Annotated in this window: 8 protein-coding genes and 2 pseudogenes; 8 read left to right on the top strand and 2 right to left on the bottom strand. The window is 57.1% G+C overall.

What is annotated here, in order from left to right; all coding sequences use genetic code 11:
- Window positions 1-303: 303 nt before the first annotated feature.
- From ACPYOD_RS11205 to ACPYOD_RS11170, 8 genes and pseudogenes are all read left to right on the top strand, one after another.
- The gene (locus tag ACPYOD_RS11205; RefSeq protein ID WP_481301818.1) at window positions 304-1,020 is read left to right on the top strand and encodes a hypothetical protein; all 717 of its coding nucleotides are present in this window, start codon (window positions 304-306) and stop codon (window positions 1,018-1,020) included.
- A 21-nt stretch (window positions 1,021-1,041) separates the two neighbouring features.
- Window positions 1,042-7,977 carry a calcium-binding protein gene (locus tag ACPYOD_RS11200; protein ID WP_481301817.1) on the top strand — a complete coding sequence of 2,312 codons (6,936 nt, stop codon included), beginning with the start codon at window positions 1,042-1,044 and terminating at the stop codon, window positions 7,975-7,977.
- 17 nt (window positions 7,978-7,994) lie between these two features.
- Window positions 7,995-8,636 carry a hypothetical protein gene (locus ACPYOD_RS11195; RefSeq protein WP_481301816.1) on the top strand — a complete coding sequence of 214 codons (642 nt, stop codon included), beginning with the start codon at window positions 7,995-7,997 and terminating at the stop codon, window positions 8,634-8,636.
- Between the two features lie 17 nt (window positions 8,637-8,653).
- Window positions 8,654-9,220 (top strand): annotated as a pseudogene (locus ACPYOD_RS11190) (glycosyltransferase); the annotation flags it as partial.
- A gap of 33 nt (window positions 9,221-9,253) precedes the next feature.
- Window positions 9,254-10,495: a glycosyltransferase family 4 protein gene (locus ACPYOD_RS11185; protein WP_481301815.1), complete on the top strand. Its 1,242-nt coding sequence runs from the start codon at window positions 9,254-9,256 to the stop codon at window positions 10,493-10,495.
- Between the two features lie 127 nt (window positions 10,496-10,622).
- Window positions 10,623-12,730, top strand: a pseudogene (locus ACPYOD_RS11180) (type I secretion system permease/ATPase).
- Window positions 12,731-12,733: 3 nt separating this feature from the next.
- On the top strand, window positions 12,734-14,155 hold the full coding sequence (locus ACPYOD_RS11175; RefSeq protein WP_481301814.1) for an HlyD family type I secretion periplasmic adaptor subunit: 1,422 nt from the start codon (window positions 12,734-12,736) through the stop codon (window positions 14,153-14,155).
- 22 nt (window positions 14,156-14,177) lie between these two features.
- Window positions 14,178-14,387, top strand: a complete 210-nt coding sequence (locus ACPYOD_RS11170; RefSeq protein WP_481301813.1) for a glutaminyl-peptide cyclotransferase — start codon at window positions 14,178-14,180, stop codon at window positions 14,385-14,387.
- Between the two features lie 111 nt (window positions 14,388-14,498).
- Here ACPYOD_RS11170 and ACPYOD_RS11165 read toward each other — a convergent pair whose 3' ends face one another.
- Window positions 14,499-15,353, bottom strand: a complete 855-nt coding sequence (locus ACPYOD_RS11165; RefSeq protein ID WP_481301812.1) for a PfkB family carbohydrate kinase — start codon at window positions 15,351-15,353, stop codon at window positions 14,499-14,501.
- Window positions 15,354-15,356: 3 nt separating this feature from the next.
- Window positions 15,357-16,661, bottom strand: coding sequence for a NupC/NupG family nucleoside CNT transporter (locus ACPYOD_RS11160; RefSeq protein ID WP_481301811.1), 1,305 nt, complete (start codon window positions 16,659-16,661; stop codon window positions 15,357-15,359).
- Window positions 16,662-16,721 lie beyond the last annotated feature (60 nt).

Here is a 16,721-nt window from a genome sequence, read left to right as displayed (position 1 = left end):
TGTCAGGTTGCGCCCTACGGGTGGCGGGGCGTATCGTCAAACGAGGGGTGCCGCTCATAGCGGCAAACATATCCAACCTACGTAGCACACCGCATTTCACAGAAGTAAGTCCATACGGGCTTCTATGCCCGCACCAGTCACTTGAGGAAGGGCATGGGCATCCGTTCACCGAAGAGGGCCGTTTCTGGGCGCATCAGTCTGGAGTTGGAAGGCATGGGACCCCACCCTGGCGGATCTTGGTCTAGGGCATGCCGCAGCATGACTCACATGGCGAGGCCGCTTTGGGCTGCCACGGCGACTTGCTTGTTCGTGATCTCAGCGGCAGCGGCATCGGAACGTTTGGCTTTGGACGAGAATTCGTCGCTTTGTGCGGACTTTGCAAACGTCGTGAAGGCTGCCAATCTGGCGAAGCTTCGACCTGACGAACTATGTGAGTTCCGGTTTGCGTCCTTTGCCAAGTCGGGCAACTTTGGCTTTTCATTTCCGACCTGGGTGTCACTCCAAGTGGCTGACGCAGGCGCCGAACAGCAACGGATGTATGCGGGAAACTATCTTGAGCGAGATAAGGAGAGGGCCTTGCTCCGACGGGACCTGCGAGAAAGCTTCGCGCGTAATGCAGCAAAGAAAGGCAATCTTAGGTTCTCGACCACGTCCATTCGCCTCGACGAAAAGTCGGCTTTTACCGTGGAAAAGGCCGACGTGGGTAAGTGCGTGAATTTTAGGAATGGTCAAGATGTCGGCCAACTGCTATATCCGTTTACTACTTTATATAAAGACGCCGAACGCACGCATCCTGTACCCATTCGGTCAATGCCTTATTCGGGGCAGCTTGCACTTTGGCGGCAAAAGACCTGGGTCCTATTGGATGTGAATCCATTTTGGATAAACGTCGGCGACGGCGATGAGCTAGTTGTGCATGCCAAGCAGCTAAGACATATGCCCGAGTCGTCTACCCCTAACGGAGAGTTCCACGAACAGGTCATGTCGTACTTCGTATGCGAAATCGTGATAACTCGCTAACCACGACCTGGAGCGGTGAACATGGATCTTGTAGAAATTACGTCGGGATCACTGCGCGATGTGCTCGAAAAATTTCTTAGCTTGGACGGCGTAGAGGGTGCGGTTTCCACTCCGTACGTGGATAGCAAGGGAATACCAACCGTAGGCATCGGCATCAATCTGTCCGTCCGCGGTTTCGGGGCAGAGTATATGGATATGCTATCTATCAGCGAAGCACATCAGGATGACGTCCAAGCTGCTCTGACCAAAACGTACGCGTCGACTGAACAGTTGACAGCAGCCCTCACTGCCGCAAACGGTGGCGAAACCCTTCGGTCGCTTAATGCCGGCGAAATTTCCTCCCTGTATAGCGATATCACAATTGGCGCGTCTCCGCTTCCCGATGGCGATCCGACAACCTATCTGTCACCCGACGGGAAGCCAAGCATCTATGCCAAATTCGCGACATATCTTGCGAGAAACCACCTCGATACTTCCATTCTCTCTTCCAGAGAAGGTGTTGCACTGCTCTCGTTATATTTTAATGCACCCGGAACTTTGGCTTCGAGCATTACCAATGCCCTCAAGCGAGGCAATGATGGGCGCGCTGACGCATGGTTTGAGATCAGATATGGCACCAATAAGGGAGCGCTGACTAGCGATCCGGCTAGCGGGCCAAATGGTGTGGCCAGTCGGCGTGACATGGAGAGCGCGATCTTCGGTCTTTATGACCCGGTCAGCGCCGGCGGTCCCGATCTCGCTGAGGCCATGAATATCTTCGCGAGCTTCTCAGAAACCCTGACCGACGCACAGCAGGCGACTCACTCGCATCGAGACTGGGCTTTCGAATATGAAAGTATCTATTCCTCGCGGGTGGCGGTTGGCGACGCCAAAATGGATGATCCATCGTTGGCGGGAACGCCGATCGAGGGGGTACCGGTAGAGTCTCTTGAGGACTCCCTTCGCCCCGCCGCGAATGCGTTAGTTCAGCATTACGTGCTGGATCGAAGTCTTAATCCATTCCTTGGCGAATCAGCTTTTTCTCTGTCCGACTTCTCTCCCTTGGATGTGCAAATTGCAGGGCTCGGGGGCGGCATGACGCTGACGGCGTCACATCGCGATGGATATTTTCTTGTTGACGCGAGCGGGCACGATTACAAGAACGTACTGCACGGTAACGCAAAGTACTATGACTCCCTGTTGGTTGCACAAGGGGGCAATGTCACCCTCGACGGCTCCGGGAGCGGTGATAACGTTCTAATTGGCGGTTCCGGAAATGATGTAATCAAGAGTGGTTCAGGCAATGACTACATCGTGGCGGGGACAGGGAGTGCGCAGATCACTCTGGGAGGCGGCGACGACACCGTTGTTCTCGGTGTCTCCGGGACGACGGTTGGCGTCGGTCGGGATACGGTAGACGCCACGCACAGTGCCGGACACGTTTCGTATTATGTGGGTGCAGGTTCGGATGTCACCATTCGCCTTGGCTCCACTTCGCCGGCGTCGATCAACATAGTGGATTCCGTCAGCGCTGGCTCGCTCGGCCAGACCGCACTTGCCATCACTGCCATGTGGATTAGTGATGGCGTTTGGTACGACTTCAGCAAGCACGCGATGATAAGCGAATCGCTTGTCTATAACCCCGCAACCGGGGCCTTAGAGAAATCGATCCGGCTAATTTATCAGTCAAAGCCAACGTTGGCACCCGCAATGCAGGCGGCGTCCGGTGTTGGAGAAAGCAGCATACTTTCATCAGTTCTGAACTTCTTTGTATCACCGGCAGCCGCGGATGATCTGTCGAAGAGTGAAGTGAAATCTCTTTTTGCCGGAACCACCTCTGGCGGTGGCACCACCACGGTTATCACATTGGAAAATGTGGGCGACAGCGGCGTCGACGGCGTGGTCTTAGGGGAGGCCCCGGCTACAAGTGGACCGAGCACTGGGCTCCAGGTCAATGCAAGCAATTCCTTTACGCCCGGCATCCTAGCCGCAACGGAATTCGACAATAGCGTCGGCGCCAGTGTGCTGATCGGTCCCGCTGTAGCTTTTAATGGAGTGTGGGCTGTTAATGGACTGGGTCGCGCCGCATCAATCTATGGCGGCATCGGCAAGGAGTTATTAGTCGCAGATAGCCGGGCGCTCGGACCAGGCGGCAATGAGGATTTGTCCCCGGTCTACATCCAGGCTGGTTCAGGCGCCCAGACTATTATCGGAGGCCAAGGCGACGATACGCTCATAGGCGGCGAAACAACCGTATCTTCCATCACCGTAGAATTTGAGGCAGGAAGTGGGCCGCTTGGTGCGACGACGCCTGGCAGCTACAGCATGACCGGAAAGTCTGGGTTCGATTGGATCACCGCAGGTGGCGGCGATGCCCTGATCAAGGCCGGCTCAGGTGACACTCTTATCGAGGGTGGGGCGGGGGCCGATACCATCATCGGTGGTTCAGGTAATGACACCATCTACGCAGGTCTTAGCAATTATGCTGAAGGCCTTGGCGACGCGGCGATTATCAATCTCTACGACGCTTACGGAGTGATTTCCGATACCTGGCTGACAGGCATCGGCGGCTCCGAACTTCCTGGCGGCTCTGAGCAGCAGCCCAAGGCAAACCTGATCATTGCGGGGTCGGGAAACACGCTGATCTTCGGGGGATTGGGCGATGACACAATCTATGGAGGTAGTGGCGACGACACGATCGTCGGCAATGCAGGAAACAAGACGATCTACGGCGGCACCGGGCATACCGTCATCTACGCTAACGAAAACTCGGCGCTCGAACGTGCCAATGGGGTCCCGTGGATGGATGCCGGCGCTGCATATTCGGATACCATCTATGGCGGCGGTGGGGACGGCACCATCTTTGGTTCGGGTGGCCATAACGAAATCCACGTCGGCGGCGGAGACATGGTCGTCAACATCGGCAATGGCGATAGCTACGTCGATGCGAGTACCGGAAACGTCACGGTGGTCGGGGGTAACGGTCATTCAGTTATCGACGCCGGTACAGGTAACGATCTGATCGAACTCGGTGACGGAAACACCTTCGTCTATGCAGGACTCGGTGAGACAACGATCCTCGGTGGCGCTGGAAACGACACCATCGAAGCGGGCGGCGGCAACACGACATTGATCGGTGGCTCGGGCCAGACGACTTATGTCATCGGATCCTCAACCGGAACCTCGACCATCCAGGCTCCTACCGGCGGCCTCAATGTGCAGCTGGTCGGTGGCCTGGATATCGACGCCCTGGTGGTGAGGCGCGTAAACGACGACCTTATCCTGACCGATCAGTACAGTGACACGAAATTGTCCATCAGGGGCTACTTTGGCTCCGCGGCAGGCACGGCGTTGACCTTCCAGGATGGGACGATATGGGGCGCAGCCGAAATCAGCCTTGCGTTGATGAAAGCCAGTAACGGCGGTAATGACACGCTTGTCGGTACGTCAGGCAACGATAGTATCGTTGCCGGCACCGGTACCACCTATATCGTCGGGTCGTCTGGAAACAATACTCTCGTAGGTGGAATGGGCGATGGCACGATCGAGGGTGGCAACGGCGCCGACACGATCGTAGCTGGTACCGGAACGACATATGTTGTCGGAGGCTCAGGTGCAGAGACGTTTATCTTTGAAGCAGACTCCGGTTCCGAGACCATCGTTGGTAGCACCAGCGGAGCGGGCGGCGACATCTTGCGTTTCGGAACAAGTATCTCTGCATCAGACCTTGTAGTGCACCACTCGGCCGGAAGCGACGACATCGTCATCTCCTTTGGCGGAGCGACCGATTCGACGCTCGCGCTGCTCGGGTTTATGTCCACGTCACCGAATCGCCATCAGATCTCATTATTTGAATTCGCAGACGGAACCGCATTTACCAGGGAGCAGATGCTTCAAAAGGCTGTTGCGATATATGGGACGACTGGAGCGGAGCGAATTAATGGGACAACTGGGTCTGACTATATTGACGGCCACGGCGGGGGGGATTCACTTTATGGTGGTTCGGGCAGCGATACGTTCTTCTATGAAAGCGGCTACGGACGATTGACGATCGGCGAGTCCATCTCCGGAAGCAATCCTGTTCTTCAGCTTGGTGCCGGGATTACGCTCGCTTCGCTGGACGCTTCCATCTCTGCCGGCGGCGACCTAGTCATAACCGACGGGGTAGCAGGGGAAGTCATCACTCTGACCGGTATGGGGTCTTCGAGCACCAGTGGTGTTTCGATCGTTCGACTCGCCGACGGCACAGAGCTTACTCGAAACGACTTGTTCCGCCTCCAGATGATCGGAACATCCGGTAGCGAGAATATTAAGGACACATCCGGCGACGACCTGATCGATGGCAAAGGTGGCGGCGACGTCATAAATGCCACAGGCGGTAATGACACATTCGTATATGGCCTAGGTTACGGAAGCTTGTCGATCTACAAAAGTTCCGCGCAAAATTCCGTGCTTCAACTAGGCTCGGGAATCTCGTTGAGCGATCTCAAGGTTGCAACGAATGGGACAGACATTACAGTTGCGGACGGACGTGCAGGTGACAGCGTCATCCTGAAGAATATGTGGGGTCAGGCCAGTGGTGTCGGATTGGTCAGGCTCGACGACGGCACCACCCTGACGCGTGATCAGATCATAGCGTTGGAAATGCAAGGAACCACAGGAGAGGACTCAATTCGCGGTACGTCCGGAGCAAACCTCTTGGACGGTAAGGGAGGCGGCGACTCCGTCGTCGGAGGGGGCGGGAACGATACGTTTGTCTTCAAGGTCGGATATGGTGAGCTCGATATTTCGAACACATTTTCGACCGGTCAATCGCCTGTCTTGAATTTTGGCGAGGGTATAGCGGCGTCCGATCTCGTCGTCAGGTACCTCAATTCGTCGGATCTTCAGATTATGGATGGGACTGCTGGCGACGTCGTGATCGTTAGAAGCATGTCGCCAAGTTCAGGATCACTCAAAGGTGTGTCTACTGTTAGCCTTGCCGACGGAACGACGCTTACGCGTGCGCAGCTCGTCCAAATGGCTACGGTGGGTACGACAGGAAACGACACCATCAAGGGAACGACGGGAGCCGAACTCTTCGACGGAAAGGGCGGAAACGACACACTTACGGGTTTGGGTGGCAATGACACGTTCCTATTCAATCCAGGGTACGGATCGCTCTACATCGATGAGTCCGGCACGGGGACGTTGAAACTCGGGGAGGGCATCGTTCGGTCGGATCTTCACGTGTCCGTGAATGGCGGCGATCTTTGGATCACTGACGGCAGAGCTGATGACGTCGTAATTCTTACGGGCATGTGGCAGTCGTCAAGTCGGGGAGTTTCCTCGGTAGGGCTGCGCGATGGCAGCGTCCTCACTCGAAACGATCTGCTCGAAATGGAGACCGTCGGTACCACCGGGGACGACCGCATCTATGGCCTCAATAGTGCCCGAGTGCTCGACGGGAAGGGCGGTAATGACACCATAAGCAGTTTCGGAGCCTCCGACACGATCGTCTTCAGTCAAGGGTACGGTCAGCTTTCTCTAAGTGCGAGTCATGGATCCACCACGCCTGTCTTGTCCCTTGGAACAGGAATTTCCAGATCGTCGTTACGAGTCAGGACTGACGATCGCGACCTGGTTATCACGGATGGCGAGGCAGGTGACCAAATTAGAATGGTCGACGCACTTCTAAGTTCCACTGCGGGTGTGGGCAAGGTGACGCTTGCAGACGGCACGACTTGGACGTCCGATGAGCTGATCCAGATCGCGTTGGCTGGTACGACGGGGGACGACATTATTTTTGGGACTTGGGGAGCTGACCTGCTCGATGGCAAAGGCGGGAGTGACCGAATCGTGGGGCACGGAGGTGCAGATACCATCGTCTATAACCAAGGTTATGGAAACCTGGAAATCGATGAGAATGGGCCTCATGCGATTCTCAAACTAGGTGCAGGGATTACGACATCGAACATACGATTGGCAACTTCGGACTCCAGCTTCGTCATTACGGACGGCGTAGTGGGGGACAAGATCATCATGCCGGGTGGCGGCAATTCCTTCATCGACCTTGTATTTGCCGACGGTACGGTTTGGGCCGCGCAGGATCTGGCGGCTAAGGCCTTTCATCTCGTAACTGGGAGCAGCGGATACAACAACCTCATCGGTACCGCCGGCAACGATTACATGGACGGAAAGGGTGGCAATGACTATGTATATGGCTTAGGTGGCGATGACACTGTCGTCATTAACCAAGGATACGGGAACACCTGGATTCACAATGCCACGGTTTCGAAAACTACTCTACTGGAGCTTGGTGAGGGCATTCGAGTTTCCGATCTGCATCCGTCGACCGATGGCTCCAATATCTATCTCGGAACCGGCGTAGCTGGTGAGCAAATCAAGATCGATACGCTCGACATAAACGGGAGTTCCGCGCTAAACCTAGTAAAAGTTGCCGATGGAACTACGCTGACCGTAGGCCAGATCTGGAAGTCGCTATGGATCTCGAGTGGTGCCATTGACGGAGTGGAGACCGGTGATTCTGACGCCAACGTCATCAACTGTGAATTCACGTCGACCAAGGTGGTAGGCGGGGGTGGAAACGACACGTTCGTGCACACCATCGGTAACAGAGACAAGGAGCTAGATAACGTCTACAGTGCCGGCGAGATACCGGTCCTGGAGATTGATCGCGGACTTGCGGCGAGCGATCTATCGTTCACCACCGACGGAACCGATATCTTCATGGACGACGGCCACGGAGACCTCTTCACTATCGATGGAATGTACGCTGATCAGCACCGGGGTGTCGCAAAGTTGGCGTTTGCTGATGGTTCGGTCCTGTCGGCCGACGATGTCAGGAATGCCGCTGCACAGGCCAATGCACTTATCCATGTCATGGCCGCCGATTCTGCCGGTGCCTCCGCGTCTGTGCCGGGGCACTGGATTTCGGACCAGGCACATATGCAATTTCTGGCACCGGTGCATGGTTGATGCCGCGAGCCAGATCGATGCGAAGAAAGGTTCTGTTTGTCCATCAAAATGCTCCCGGTCAATTTATCCATTTGATTCGGGAGCTCTGTGAGGATGCGCGCTATTCGGTCGCGGTCGTCGGAGAAGGCCGGCGTCTGGTCGCGAATGCTGGGAGGCTACCGAAAAATATCCTCGTGAACGGTTACGACATCGAGCAAGTCGACGATCGAGCTTTGCCGATTGAGTTGCGCTCAACCTTTGGTGCCATGCGGAGAGGGAGAGCCGCAGCACTCTGCTTCGACGCCTTGCGGAAGGATGGATATGTACCAGACTTGATATACGGTCACCCGGGCTGGGGTGAAATGCTCCACGCGCGAGATATTTTCCCGGCCAGCCGTATCGTAAATTACGCCGAGTTTTATTTTAACCCGACGGATCAGGACCTCGGTTTTGACACCGAATTTCAGAATGAACCGATAGATCCGCTGAGGGTACGTACAGACAATATGCCCCAGCTGGCCTCGCTGGTTTCGGCCGACACGTTCATTGCACCTACCCGTTGGCAGAAGTCACGCTACCCGGCTCATCTGCACAGTCGCATGCATGTGATTCACGACGGCATCCCCGACCATCTGGGTCCTGATGGTGCCGCAAACGTGATGTCGATGGGGGCAAGTTAGTCTTAGACCGTCGAACGCCCATTGTAACTTACGTCAGCAGGAACTTGGAGCCGTATAGAGGCTTTCATACCTTCATGCGGTCATTGCCGATGATTCTCTCGAGGGTGCCGGACGCGCAGGTCCTTGTCGTCGGTGGAGACGAGGTTTCATATAGTAGGCCGCTGTCAAACGGCGAGAGCTATCGTCAGCACATGCTGAAGGAGTTGCAGGGTCGTTTCGATTCCTCGAGAGTCCGCTTCCTCGGCCGAGTCCCTTACGCTCTTTACGTGAAAATACTGCAGATATCGCGGGCGCACGTCTACCTGACTTATCCATTTGTAGCTTCTTGGTCGCTGCTTGAGGCGATGGCCGTGGGAGCTAATATCATCGCGTCTCGTACCGCCCCGGTCGAGGAGATCATCGAGGATGGAAAGAACGGACATCTGGTGAATTTCTTCTCTCCATCGGAGATCGCTGACTCCGTGTGCGATGCGCTCGCTGATTACACTGGCAGGCTAGGGGCCGCCGCCGTCACGTCGATATCTGCGGCTTACAGGTTATCGGAGTGCCTGCCTAAGCAGATGGATATCCTGTTGGCGGGATGACAGATCCTGTCAAATTCTTTTGGTGGCAACTCTGTGCAACTTCTATTCATTCATCAGAACCTTCCCGGTCAGTACAAGCATCTGCTCGCTTACTACGGGGCGAGAAGAGACTGTGACGTTGTGGGGATCGGCGAATTACGCCGGCTGGCTGAAAATTTTCGGGGGCCTATTCCGGGTGTGCGCCTTCTTGGATATTCGCTCGATGGAATGAGCGGGTCCGAGGTAACTCCCATGCTTCGAGTCACCGAGGCGGCAGTTCGCAGGGGACGTGCCGTTCTAGATGTCCTGGTCAGACTGAAGCGAGCTGGATTCGTTCCCGATGTGGTCTATGCCCATCCGGGGTGGGGCGAGACGCTGTTCCTAAAGGATGTGTTTCCAAAGGCCAGACTTATTCATTTCTGCGAATTCTACTACAACACGGTAGGGCAGGATTTCAGTTTCGATCCCGAGTATCCGAATACAGCAGAAGACGTACTTAGACTCCGGGTACGAAACCTTCATCACCTAATGAGTCTCGAAAATGCCGATATCGGCGTTGCGCCGATGCACTGGCAAAGGTCGGTCTTTCCGGAGAGTTACAAGGCCAAGATTGACGTGGTTCATGACGGCGTCGACACCGACTTGCTGCGCCCCGATCCCGAGGCATTCATCGAGTTCCCGAACAAGGGAATAAGGCTAACTGCGAACGATGAGGTGGTCACCTACGTTAGTCGCAACTTGGAGCCGTATCGGGGATTTCACACGTTCACTCGGGCGCTTCCAGACCTTCTAGATGGAAGGCCTGATCTGCATGTCGTGATCGTGGGTGGCGACGGTGTCTCTTACGGACGCAGACCGGCTAAGGGCACATGGCGTGAAGTGATGCTCGCCGAAGTGGGTAGCCGCATCGATCTGAGTAGGGTGCATTTCGTAGGGAAGGTTCCCTATCCGACGTTTCTGAAGATTCTCCAGATATCCACGGCGCACATCTATTTAACCTATCCGTTCGTTCTCTCGTGGTCGATGCTTGAGGCGATGTCGGTTGGTTGCCTAGTCATTGGTTCTCGCACGCAACCAGTAGAGGAAGTGATTAATGATGGCGACAACGGGTTGCTCGTCGATTTTTTCTCTATAGAAGAGATTGTAGAAGCGGTCGATCGTGCTTGTGAGAATCGCGAGCAAATGGAAGTACTCCGTAAAAATGCACGGAATACCGTACTTCGGAAATACGATCTGAGATCGGTCTGCTTGCCAAGGCAGCGACAGCTAATCGAAGACGCCACCGCTACATCTTGACGGGTGAGTCAAGGGGCGAGGGAAGAGCAATGGTGAAGGGGGCAGAGTGACTGTCGATGTGGGCACGGTAGATATCAACGATAACCATCCGGGTGAAGAGACGACCCGTCCTCCGGAAGATGGAGCGATCGGGCGGGATCTTGTGCTGGAGGGGTTGGTTGTTCTGGCGCACTATCATGGAATTGCAGCCGATCCATTCCAGCTCAGGCATTCCCTTGGCTTGGCAAGCTTTCGCATTGACGAAGTTAGCCTCTTGCGAGCGGCGAAAGGGCTCGGTCTGAAGGCGAAGATTGTTGATGCGGCTCCTAAGCGTGTGGCACGCTCCGCTTTGCCGGCGATGGCGATGCGGAGGGATGGTGAAGCGTTCCTCATAGCCAGGATCGAAAGCGATGGAGCGACCCTCATTCACGATATTCGTGAAAGGCGACAGATGAAGTTGCCTGCTGAGGAGTTTGCCTCGCGATACGAGGGACGGCTTTTCCTAGTGGCATCACGTGCATCCGCAAGAAGCGAGCTTCAGAGATTCGACTTCACGTGGTTCGTGCCCTCGATTGTAAAGTACAGGAAGGTCCTTGCCGAAACTGTCCTCGTCTCAATTGTGCTTCAACTTCTCGGCCTTGGAAGTCCCCTGTTCTTTCAAGTGATCATGGACAAGGTCCTAACAAGCCATGCAATGTCAACGCTTAACGTAATAACGTTCGCTCTATCGTCGTTACCGTTTTCAGCGTGAGCCTGGCTTGGCTTCGGACGTTTGTGTTCTCGCATACAACCAGCAGAATCGACGTTGAACTTGGCGCCCAGCTGTTTCGGCATATGATGGCCTTGCCGGTTGCTTGGTTCGACGCGAGGAGAGTGGGCGATACAACGTCTAGAGTTCGAGAACTGGATAATGTGAGGAATTTCCTGACGGGGCAGACCCTGACATCCGTTCTTGATTTGTCGTTCACCTTCGTTTTCTTGTTTGTGATGGCGATTTATAGCGGATGGCTGACCCTGCTGGTCGCCGCATCGCTGCCTGCTTACGGGATATGGTCGGCAATGATTAGTCCTTTGCTTCGTAGGCGACTGAATGAGAAGTTCGCGAGGGGGGCAGATGCCCAGGCTTTCCTCATCGAGAGCATCTCGGGTATTGGCACGATCAAATCACTCGCCCTGGAACCAAGAGTTACGAGGACATGGGACAACCAGCTGGCGGCGAGCGTTTCCTCAGGATTTAAGGTCGCTAGGTTGGTTAATGTTGGCCAGCAGGGTGTGCAGTTCCTTCAGAAGGCAGTAAGTGTAGCGATCGTGTACTTTGGCGCGCGATTGGTGGTATCGGGCGAACTGAGCGTCGGCCAGCTTGTAGCTTTTAACATGCTGGCAGGGCAGGTCGCAGGGCCTATCGTCCGCATTGCGCAGCTATGGCAGGATTTCCAGCAGGTTGGAATCTCAGTGACGCGCCTGGGAGACGTTCTGAATGCGAAGGTGGAGTTGGTTCGAAGTCATGCATCGATGCCTCCGATCATCGGTGGCATATCGTTGGAGGGCATTTCGTTCCGCTACCGACCTGATGCCAAGCTTGCCATCGAAGACTTCGATTTGAGTATTAGACCCGGCGAGATCGTCGGCATTGTCGGACGATCTGGGTCCGGAAAAAGTACCTTGACGCGGCTGATCCAGAGACTCTATGTCCCGGAGAAGGGGCGAATACTTGTCGATGGCTTCGATTTATCGGTAACCGACCCTGCTTGGCTCAGGCGACAACTCGGCGTGGTGTTGCAGGAAAACTTTCTTTTCAACAGGACGATCAGGGAGAACATTGCTGTCTCAGACCCTGGCCTTCCAATGGACCGCGTTGTCCAGGCAGCGAAGCTGGCCGGAGCTCACGATTTCATCGTCGACTTTCCCGAGGGCTACGACACTTTGGTCAGTGAGAACGGCGCAAGTCTTTCCGGAGGGCAGCGTCAGCGCATAGCCATCGCCCGTGCCCTCATCACGAACCCCAGGATATTGATTTTCGATGAAGCAACGAGCGCATTGGATTACGAGTCGGAGCGAGTCATCACGGACAACATGAGGGCGATCTGCCGAGGTCGAACGGTTCTGATCATTGCCCATCGGCTTTCAACCGTGAGGCACGCTGACCGCATAGTCGTCCTAGAGAAGGGTAGGGTTGCTGAATCGGGTACGTCAGAGGAACTATTGTCGAATCCCCAAGGCGCTTTCTCGCGGCTTCACAGTCTTCAACAGGGCTAAAGGATGAGGCTTGAAGCACTCGCCATCGTAGATATTATCCGTAGGTATATTCTTGCATTTCGGATTTCTTGGACTCAGCGGGCTTCCATGGAGCCTCTGCGTAGAGATGCTGACGAATTAGCTTTTCAGCCCGCCGTCGTGGAACTCGTCGAGAGCCCGGTATCCCCCGCTCCGCAGGTGGCGTTGTATCTGATTTCGATATTGACAGTGGTTGCTATCGCCTGGGCTTACTTTGGTGATCTCGACATCGTGGCGACTGCGTCTGGCAAGGTCGTGCCGGGCGGGAGAACGAAGGTTATACAGTCTGTCGAGACCGCTATCGTGCGGGAGATTCTAGTCACGGATGGACAGCGTGTAACGACGGGTCAGGCACTGGTGGAGCTTGATGGTGTTGGAGTTGCATCAGACGCTGAGAAGGCTCGGCGGGCGCTGTTGGCACAAGAGCTCAATGCAGTTCGGGCTTCGGCTACCGCCGACGCGTTGGATGGTGATATTCCCCCACAATTTGCGGCTCCGGACGGGGTGTCGCAAAAGGAATTGATGGGCGCGCTTGATCTTGCCGCCAGCCAGTTCGAGGCGTTTCATCGCAAGGTTGCCGGTTTGCGTGCAACGGTCGCACAGAAAGAGGCCGAGCTTAGGACGACTCAGGAGGGCATAGCGCCGACCCGGGAATACGCTAGGATCGCAGTAGCTAGGGTAGCCGACTATCGCCGTTTGCTGGATAAGAACTACGTCTCGCGTCAGGATTACCTTACGAGGGAGCAAGAACGGATAAGTGCCCAACGCGATTTGCGGTCGCTTGAAGATAAGGCTCACGAGTTTGTTTCAGGGGCCGAGGTCGCGCGCCAAGCTTTGGTGACCGCGGTCAGCGATACTCGGGAGCAGCTGCTTGATGAGAGACGGCAAGCGCTTGAGCAGGTGAGCCAGCTACGTGCGGAGGTTGCGAGAGCTGCAGAGAGAGGTTCTGCCATGCACCTGGTGTCGCCTGTCGATGGCACGGTGCAGCAGCTAGCCGTTCATACCGCTGGCGGTGTGGTTAAGTCCGCCGACCCGATCATGTCCATAGTCCCAGAGAGCGATTCGCTCGAAGTAGAGGCAACGGTTCTTAACCAAGATATCGGTTTTGTCCGTCCAGGACAGCTTGTAGTCGTCAAGGTGCAGAGTTATCCATACACGCGATACGGGCATCTGAATGGACGTGTCTTGTCTGTGTCTCATGATGCGGTTTCCGATGAGAAACAAGGGCTGGTTTTTCCTGCGCGAATAAAACTAGATCAGTCAACCATGAACATCGATGGAGATAGCGTCGCGCTAAGCCCCGGTATGGCGGTAACTCTCGATATAAAGACTGGCAAGCGGACGGCACTCGAGTACCTATTGGATCCCTTGCGGGCAGAGGTCAGTGAAAGCTTTCATGAGCGTTAGGTAATGGCGGATCTACGCGAACATGTGGCAAACCTCGCGCATCGCCCGCATCGATCCGTCGAACGGCCACGTGGTCGGATGGATCGACCTGGGCAACCTGGCCGCCATGCAGCACGTGGAGGACCCGGCCGACGACGTGCTCAACGGCATCGCGTACGACGCGGCGCACGACCGGTTGTTCGTGACGGGCAAGCGCTGGGATGCCGTATACCAGATCAAGCTCGAGCCCTGAGCGCCGGCATGCGAGGAATTGTGGGAGCCGCTTCAGCGGCGATCCCGCGGCAGCGGGCAAGCCTGTCGCGAGCTCCATCGCCGCTGAAGCGGCTCCCACACAAAGCGCGGGTCAGCCAGACGCCGAACAGGCGGCCAGTAACGCGTCGCGGAAGCAGGCCGCATCCACCAGTCGCGCCGCGAGCGTGCCCTTGAACACATCGCCCGCGCCACAGGTGGGTACGCGGTAGAGATCGGCCGCGTCGCCGTGGCGGTCGCTGCCATGCGAGACGAGGCAGCTGCGATCGAGCGACACGACGACGGTGCCGGCGCATAACCGCCGGGCGAGCGCGTTGATTGTCGTATCGTCCATGCCGGTCACAGCCTGCGCGGTGATGTCGATGGAGAGGAAGCGGCCGCACACGCGCGCGAACTCGTGCACGTCGAGCAACAGCACGTCGGTGCTGGTGAATTCGCGCACGGAAAGATCCGGCGGCAGCGGGCCGGGGTCGAGCACACGGAGCAGGCGCTTCGTGCCCGCCAGTTCCAGTGTGGCCGCCACGGCGTCGATGTTCGCCTCGGTGGATGCGAGGAGCACCTTCGCGCTGTCGAACAAGTCGGACTGGGCAGCGATGAAGTCGGCATCCAGGTGCGCGTTGGCACCGGAAGAGAGCACCGAAAGCGTCTGCCCCTTCGCGTCCACCACGAGGGCCGTGCGGCCCGTGCGCACACCGGAAACGACCTGCCACCGCGCGGCGACGTTGGCCGGCAGACCGGAGGGGTCGATGGTGTCGTCGCCAATCGCGGCGACGAGCCCCGTCGCCACGCCCGCATGGGCGGCGGCCACCGCCTGATGGAAGGCCTTCCCACCCGGCATCCGTTCGAAATCGTCGGCGTAGGCGGGCTCGCCTGCCTTCGGAAGGCGCGGCGTGCGCCAACGCTCTTCCTCGCTATAGCCGCCGACGACCAGCAGGCGGACGCCGGCCATGCCTCAGAACTGCTCGAGCACGCCGGCGATGGTCGCCGTCATGAACGTGGCGATGGAACCGCCCAGCACGGCGCGCAGGCCGAGACGGGCAAGGTCGCCGCGACGGTTCGGCGCAAGGCCGCCGATGCCGCCGATCTGGATGGCGATGGACGAGAAGTTGGCGAAGCCGCACAAGGCGTACGTAGCGATGAGGCGGCTCTGCGGCAGCAGGTCGTCGAGGTGGCGGGCGAGGTCGGCATACGCCACGAACTCGTTGATCACCACCTTCTGGCCGATGAAGCTGCCCACGAGGGTGGCGTCCTGCCAGGGCACGCCGATGAGCCAGGCCACGGGGGCCAGGACCCAGCCGAAGATGGTCTCGAGGCTTAACGCCACCGGGTGACCTGTGCTGGCCGAAAGCCATGCATTGAGGCTGTGCTCGCCGCCGATCGTGCCGGCCCACTGCACCGGACCGTTGATGAGGGCGATGAGCGCGATGAAGGCCAGCAGCATCGCGCCGACGTTCATGGCCAGCTTCAGGCCGTCGCCCGCGCCGGTGGCGGCGGCGTCGATCACGTTGGCCGTGGTCTTCTCCACCTCGATCTTCACGGTGCCGCGGGTGAGCGGTTCCTGCGTTTCCGGTACGAGGATCTTGGCCAGCACCATCGTAGCCGGCGCGGCCATGACGCTCGCCGTGAGCAGGTGCTTCGCGTAGAACATGCGCTGCACCGGATCGTCGCCACCGAGCATGGCCACGTAGGCGGCCATCACCGAACCGGCGATATGCGCCATGCCGCCGATCATCACGGTCATGAGCTCGGCCTGGGTCATGCGCTCGATGTAGGGCTTGATGGTGAGCGGCGCCTCGGTCTGGCCGATGAACACGCTGGCGCACACGCTGGTGGTTTCGGCGCCCGACACGCGCATCACCTTGGTGATCACCCAGGCCATGCCCTTCACGATCTGCTGCATCACGCCGAGGTGGTAGAGCACCCCCGTGAGCGCGGCGAAGAAGACGATGGTGGGCAGCACCTTCACGGCGAAGATCACGCCGAACTTTTCGCTGTCGAGCAGGCTGCCGAAGATGAAGCGCGAGCCGACGTCCACGTAGTCGAGCAGACGCACGAAGCCGGTGGCGATGGCGTCGAACACATCGCGGCCCAGCGGCACCTTCAGCACGATGGCGGCAAAGACGATCTGCAGGGCCACGCCGGTGGCGACCAGCTTCCAGTCGACCACGCGCTTGTTGTTGGAGAAACAGAAGGCGATGGCGACAAGCACCACCAAACCGAACAGGCCAAAGAGAACGTGGCCCAGCAGACCCAGCATCGTGACTTACCCCTTGGAAGGTCGGGGGCAGCCCCGTGACCACTTTTAAAAACGCGAGGT

This window comes from Luteibacter sp. HAY1-4A (genome assembly GCF_056755355.1).
The sequence above is the reverse complement of the archived record's forward strand: the minus strand, read 5'-3'. Positions and strand labels throughout refer to the sequence as shown.

Coding starts and splice junctions, on each gene's coding strand:
- ACPYOD_RS11175 (WP_481301814.1), top strand. CDS start 12,734: ATGAGGCTTGAAGCACTCGCCATCGTAGATATTATCCGTAGGTATATT.
- ACPYOD_RS11195 (WP_481301816.1), top strand. CDS start 7,995: ATGCGAAGAAAGGTTCTGTTTGTCCATCAAAATGCTCCCGGTCAATTT.
- ACPYOD_RS11200 (WP_481301817.1), top strand. CDS start 1,042: ATGGATCTTGTAGAAATTACGTCGGGATCACTGCGCGATGTGCTCGAA.
- ACPYOD_RS11160 (WP_481301811.1), bottom strand. CDS start 16,661: ATGCTGGGTCTGCTGGGCCACGTTCTCTTTGGCCTGTTCGGTTTGGTG.
- ACPYOD_RS11170 (WP_481301813.1), top strand. CDS start 14,178: ATGTGGCAAACCTCGCGCATCGCCCGCATCGATCCGTCGAACGGCCAC.
- ACPYOD_RS11165 (WP_481301812.1), bottom strand. CDS start 15,353: ATGGCCGGCGTCCGCCTGCTGGTCGTCGGCGGCTATAGCGAGGAAGAG.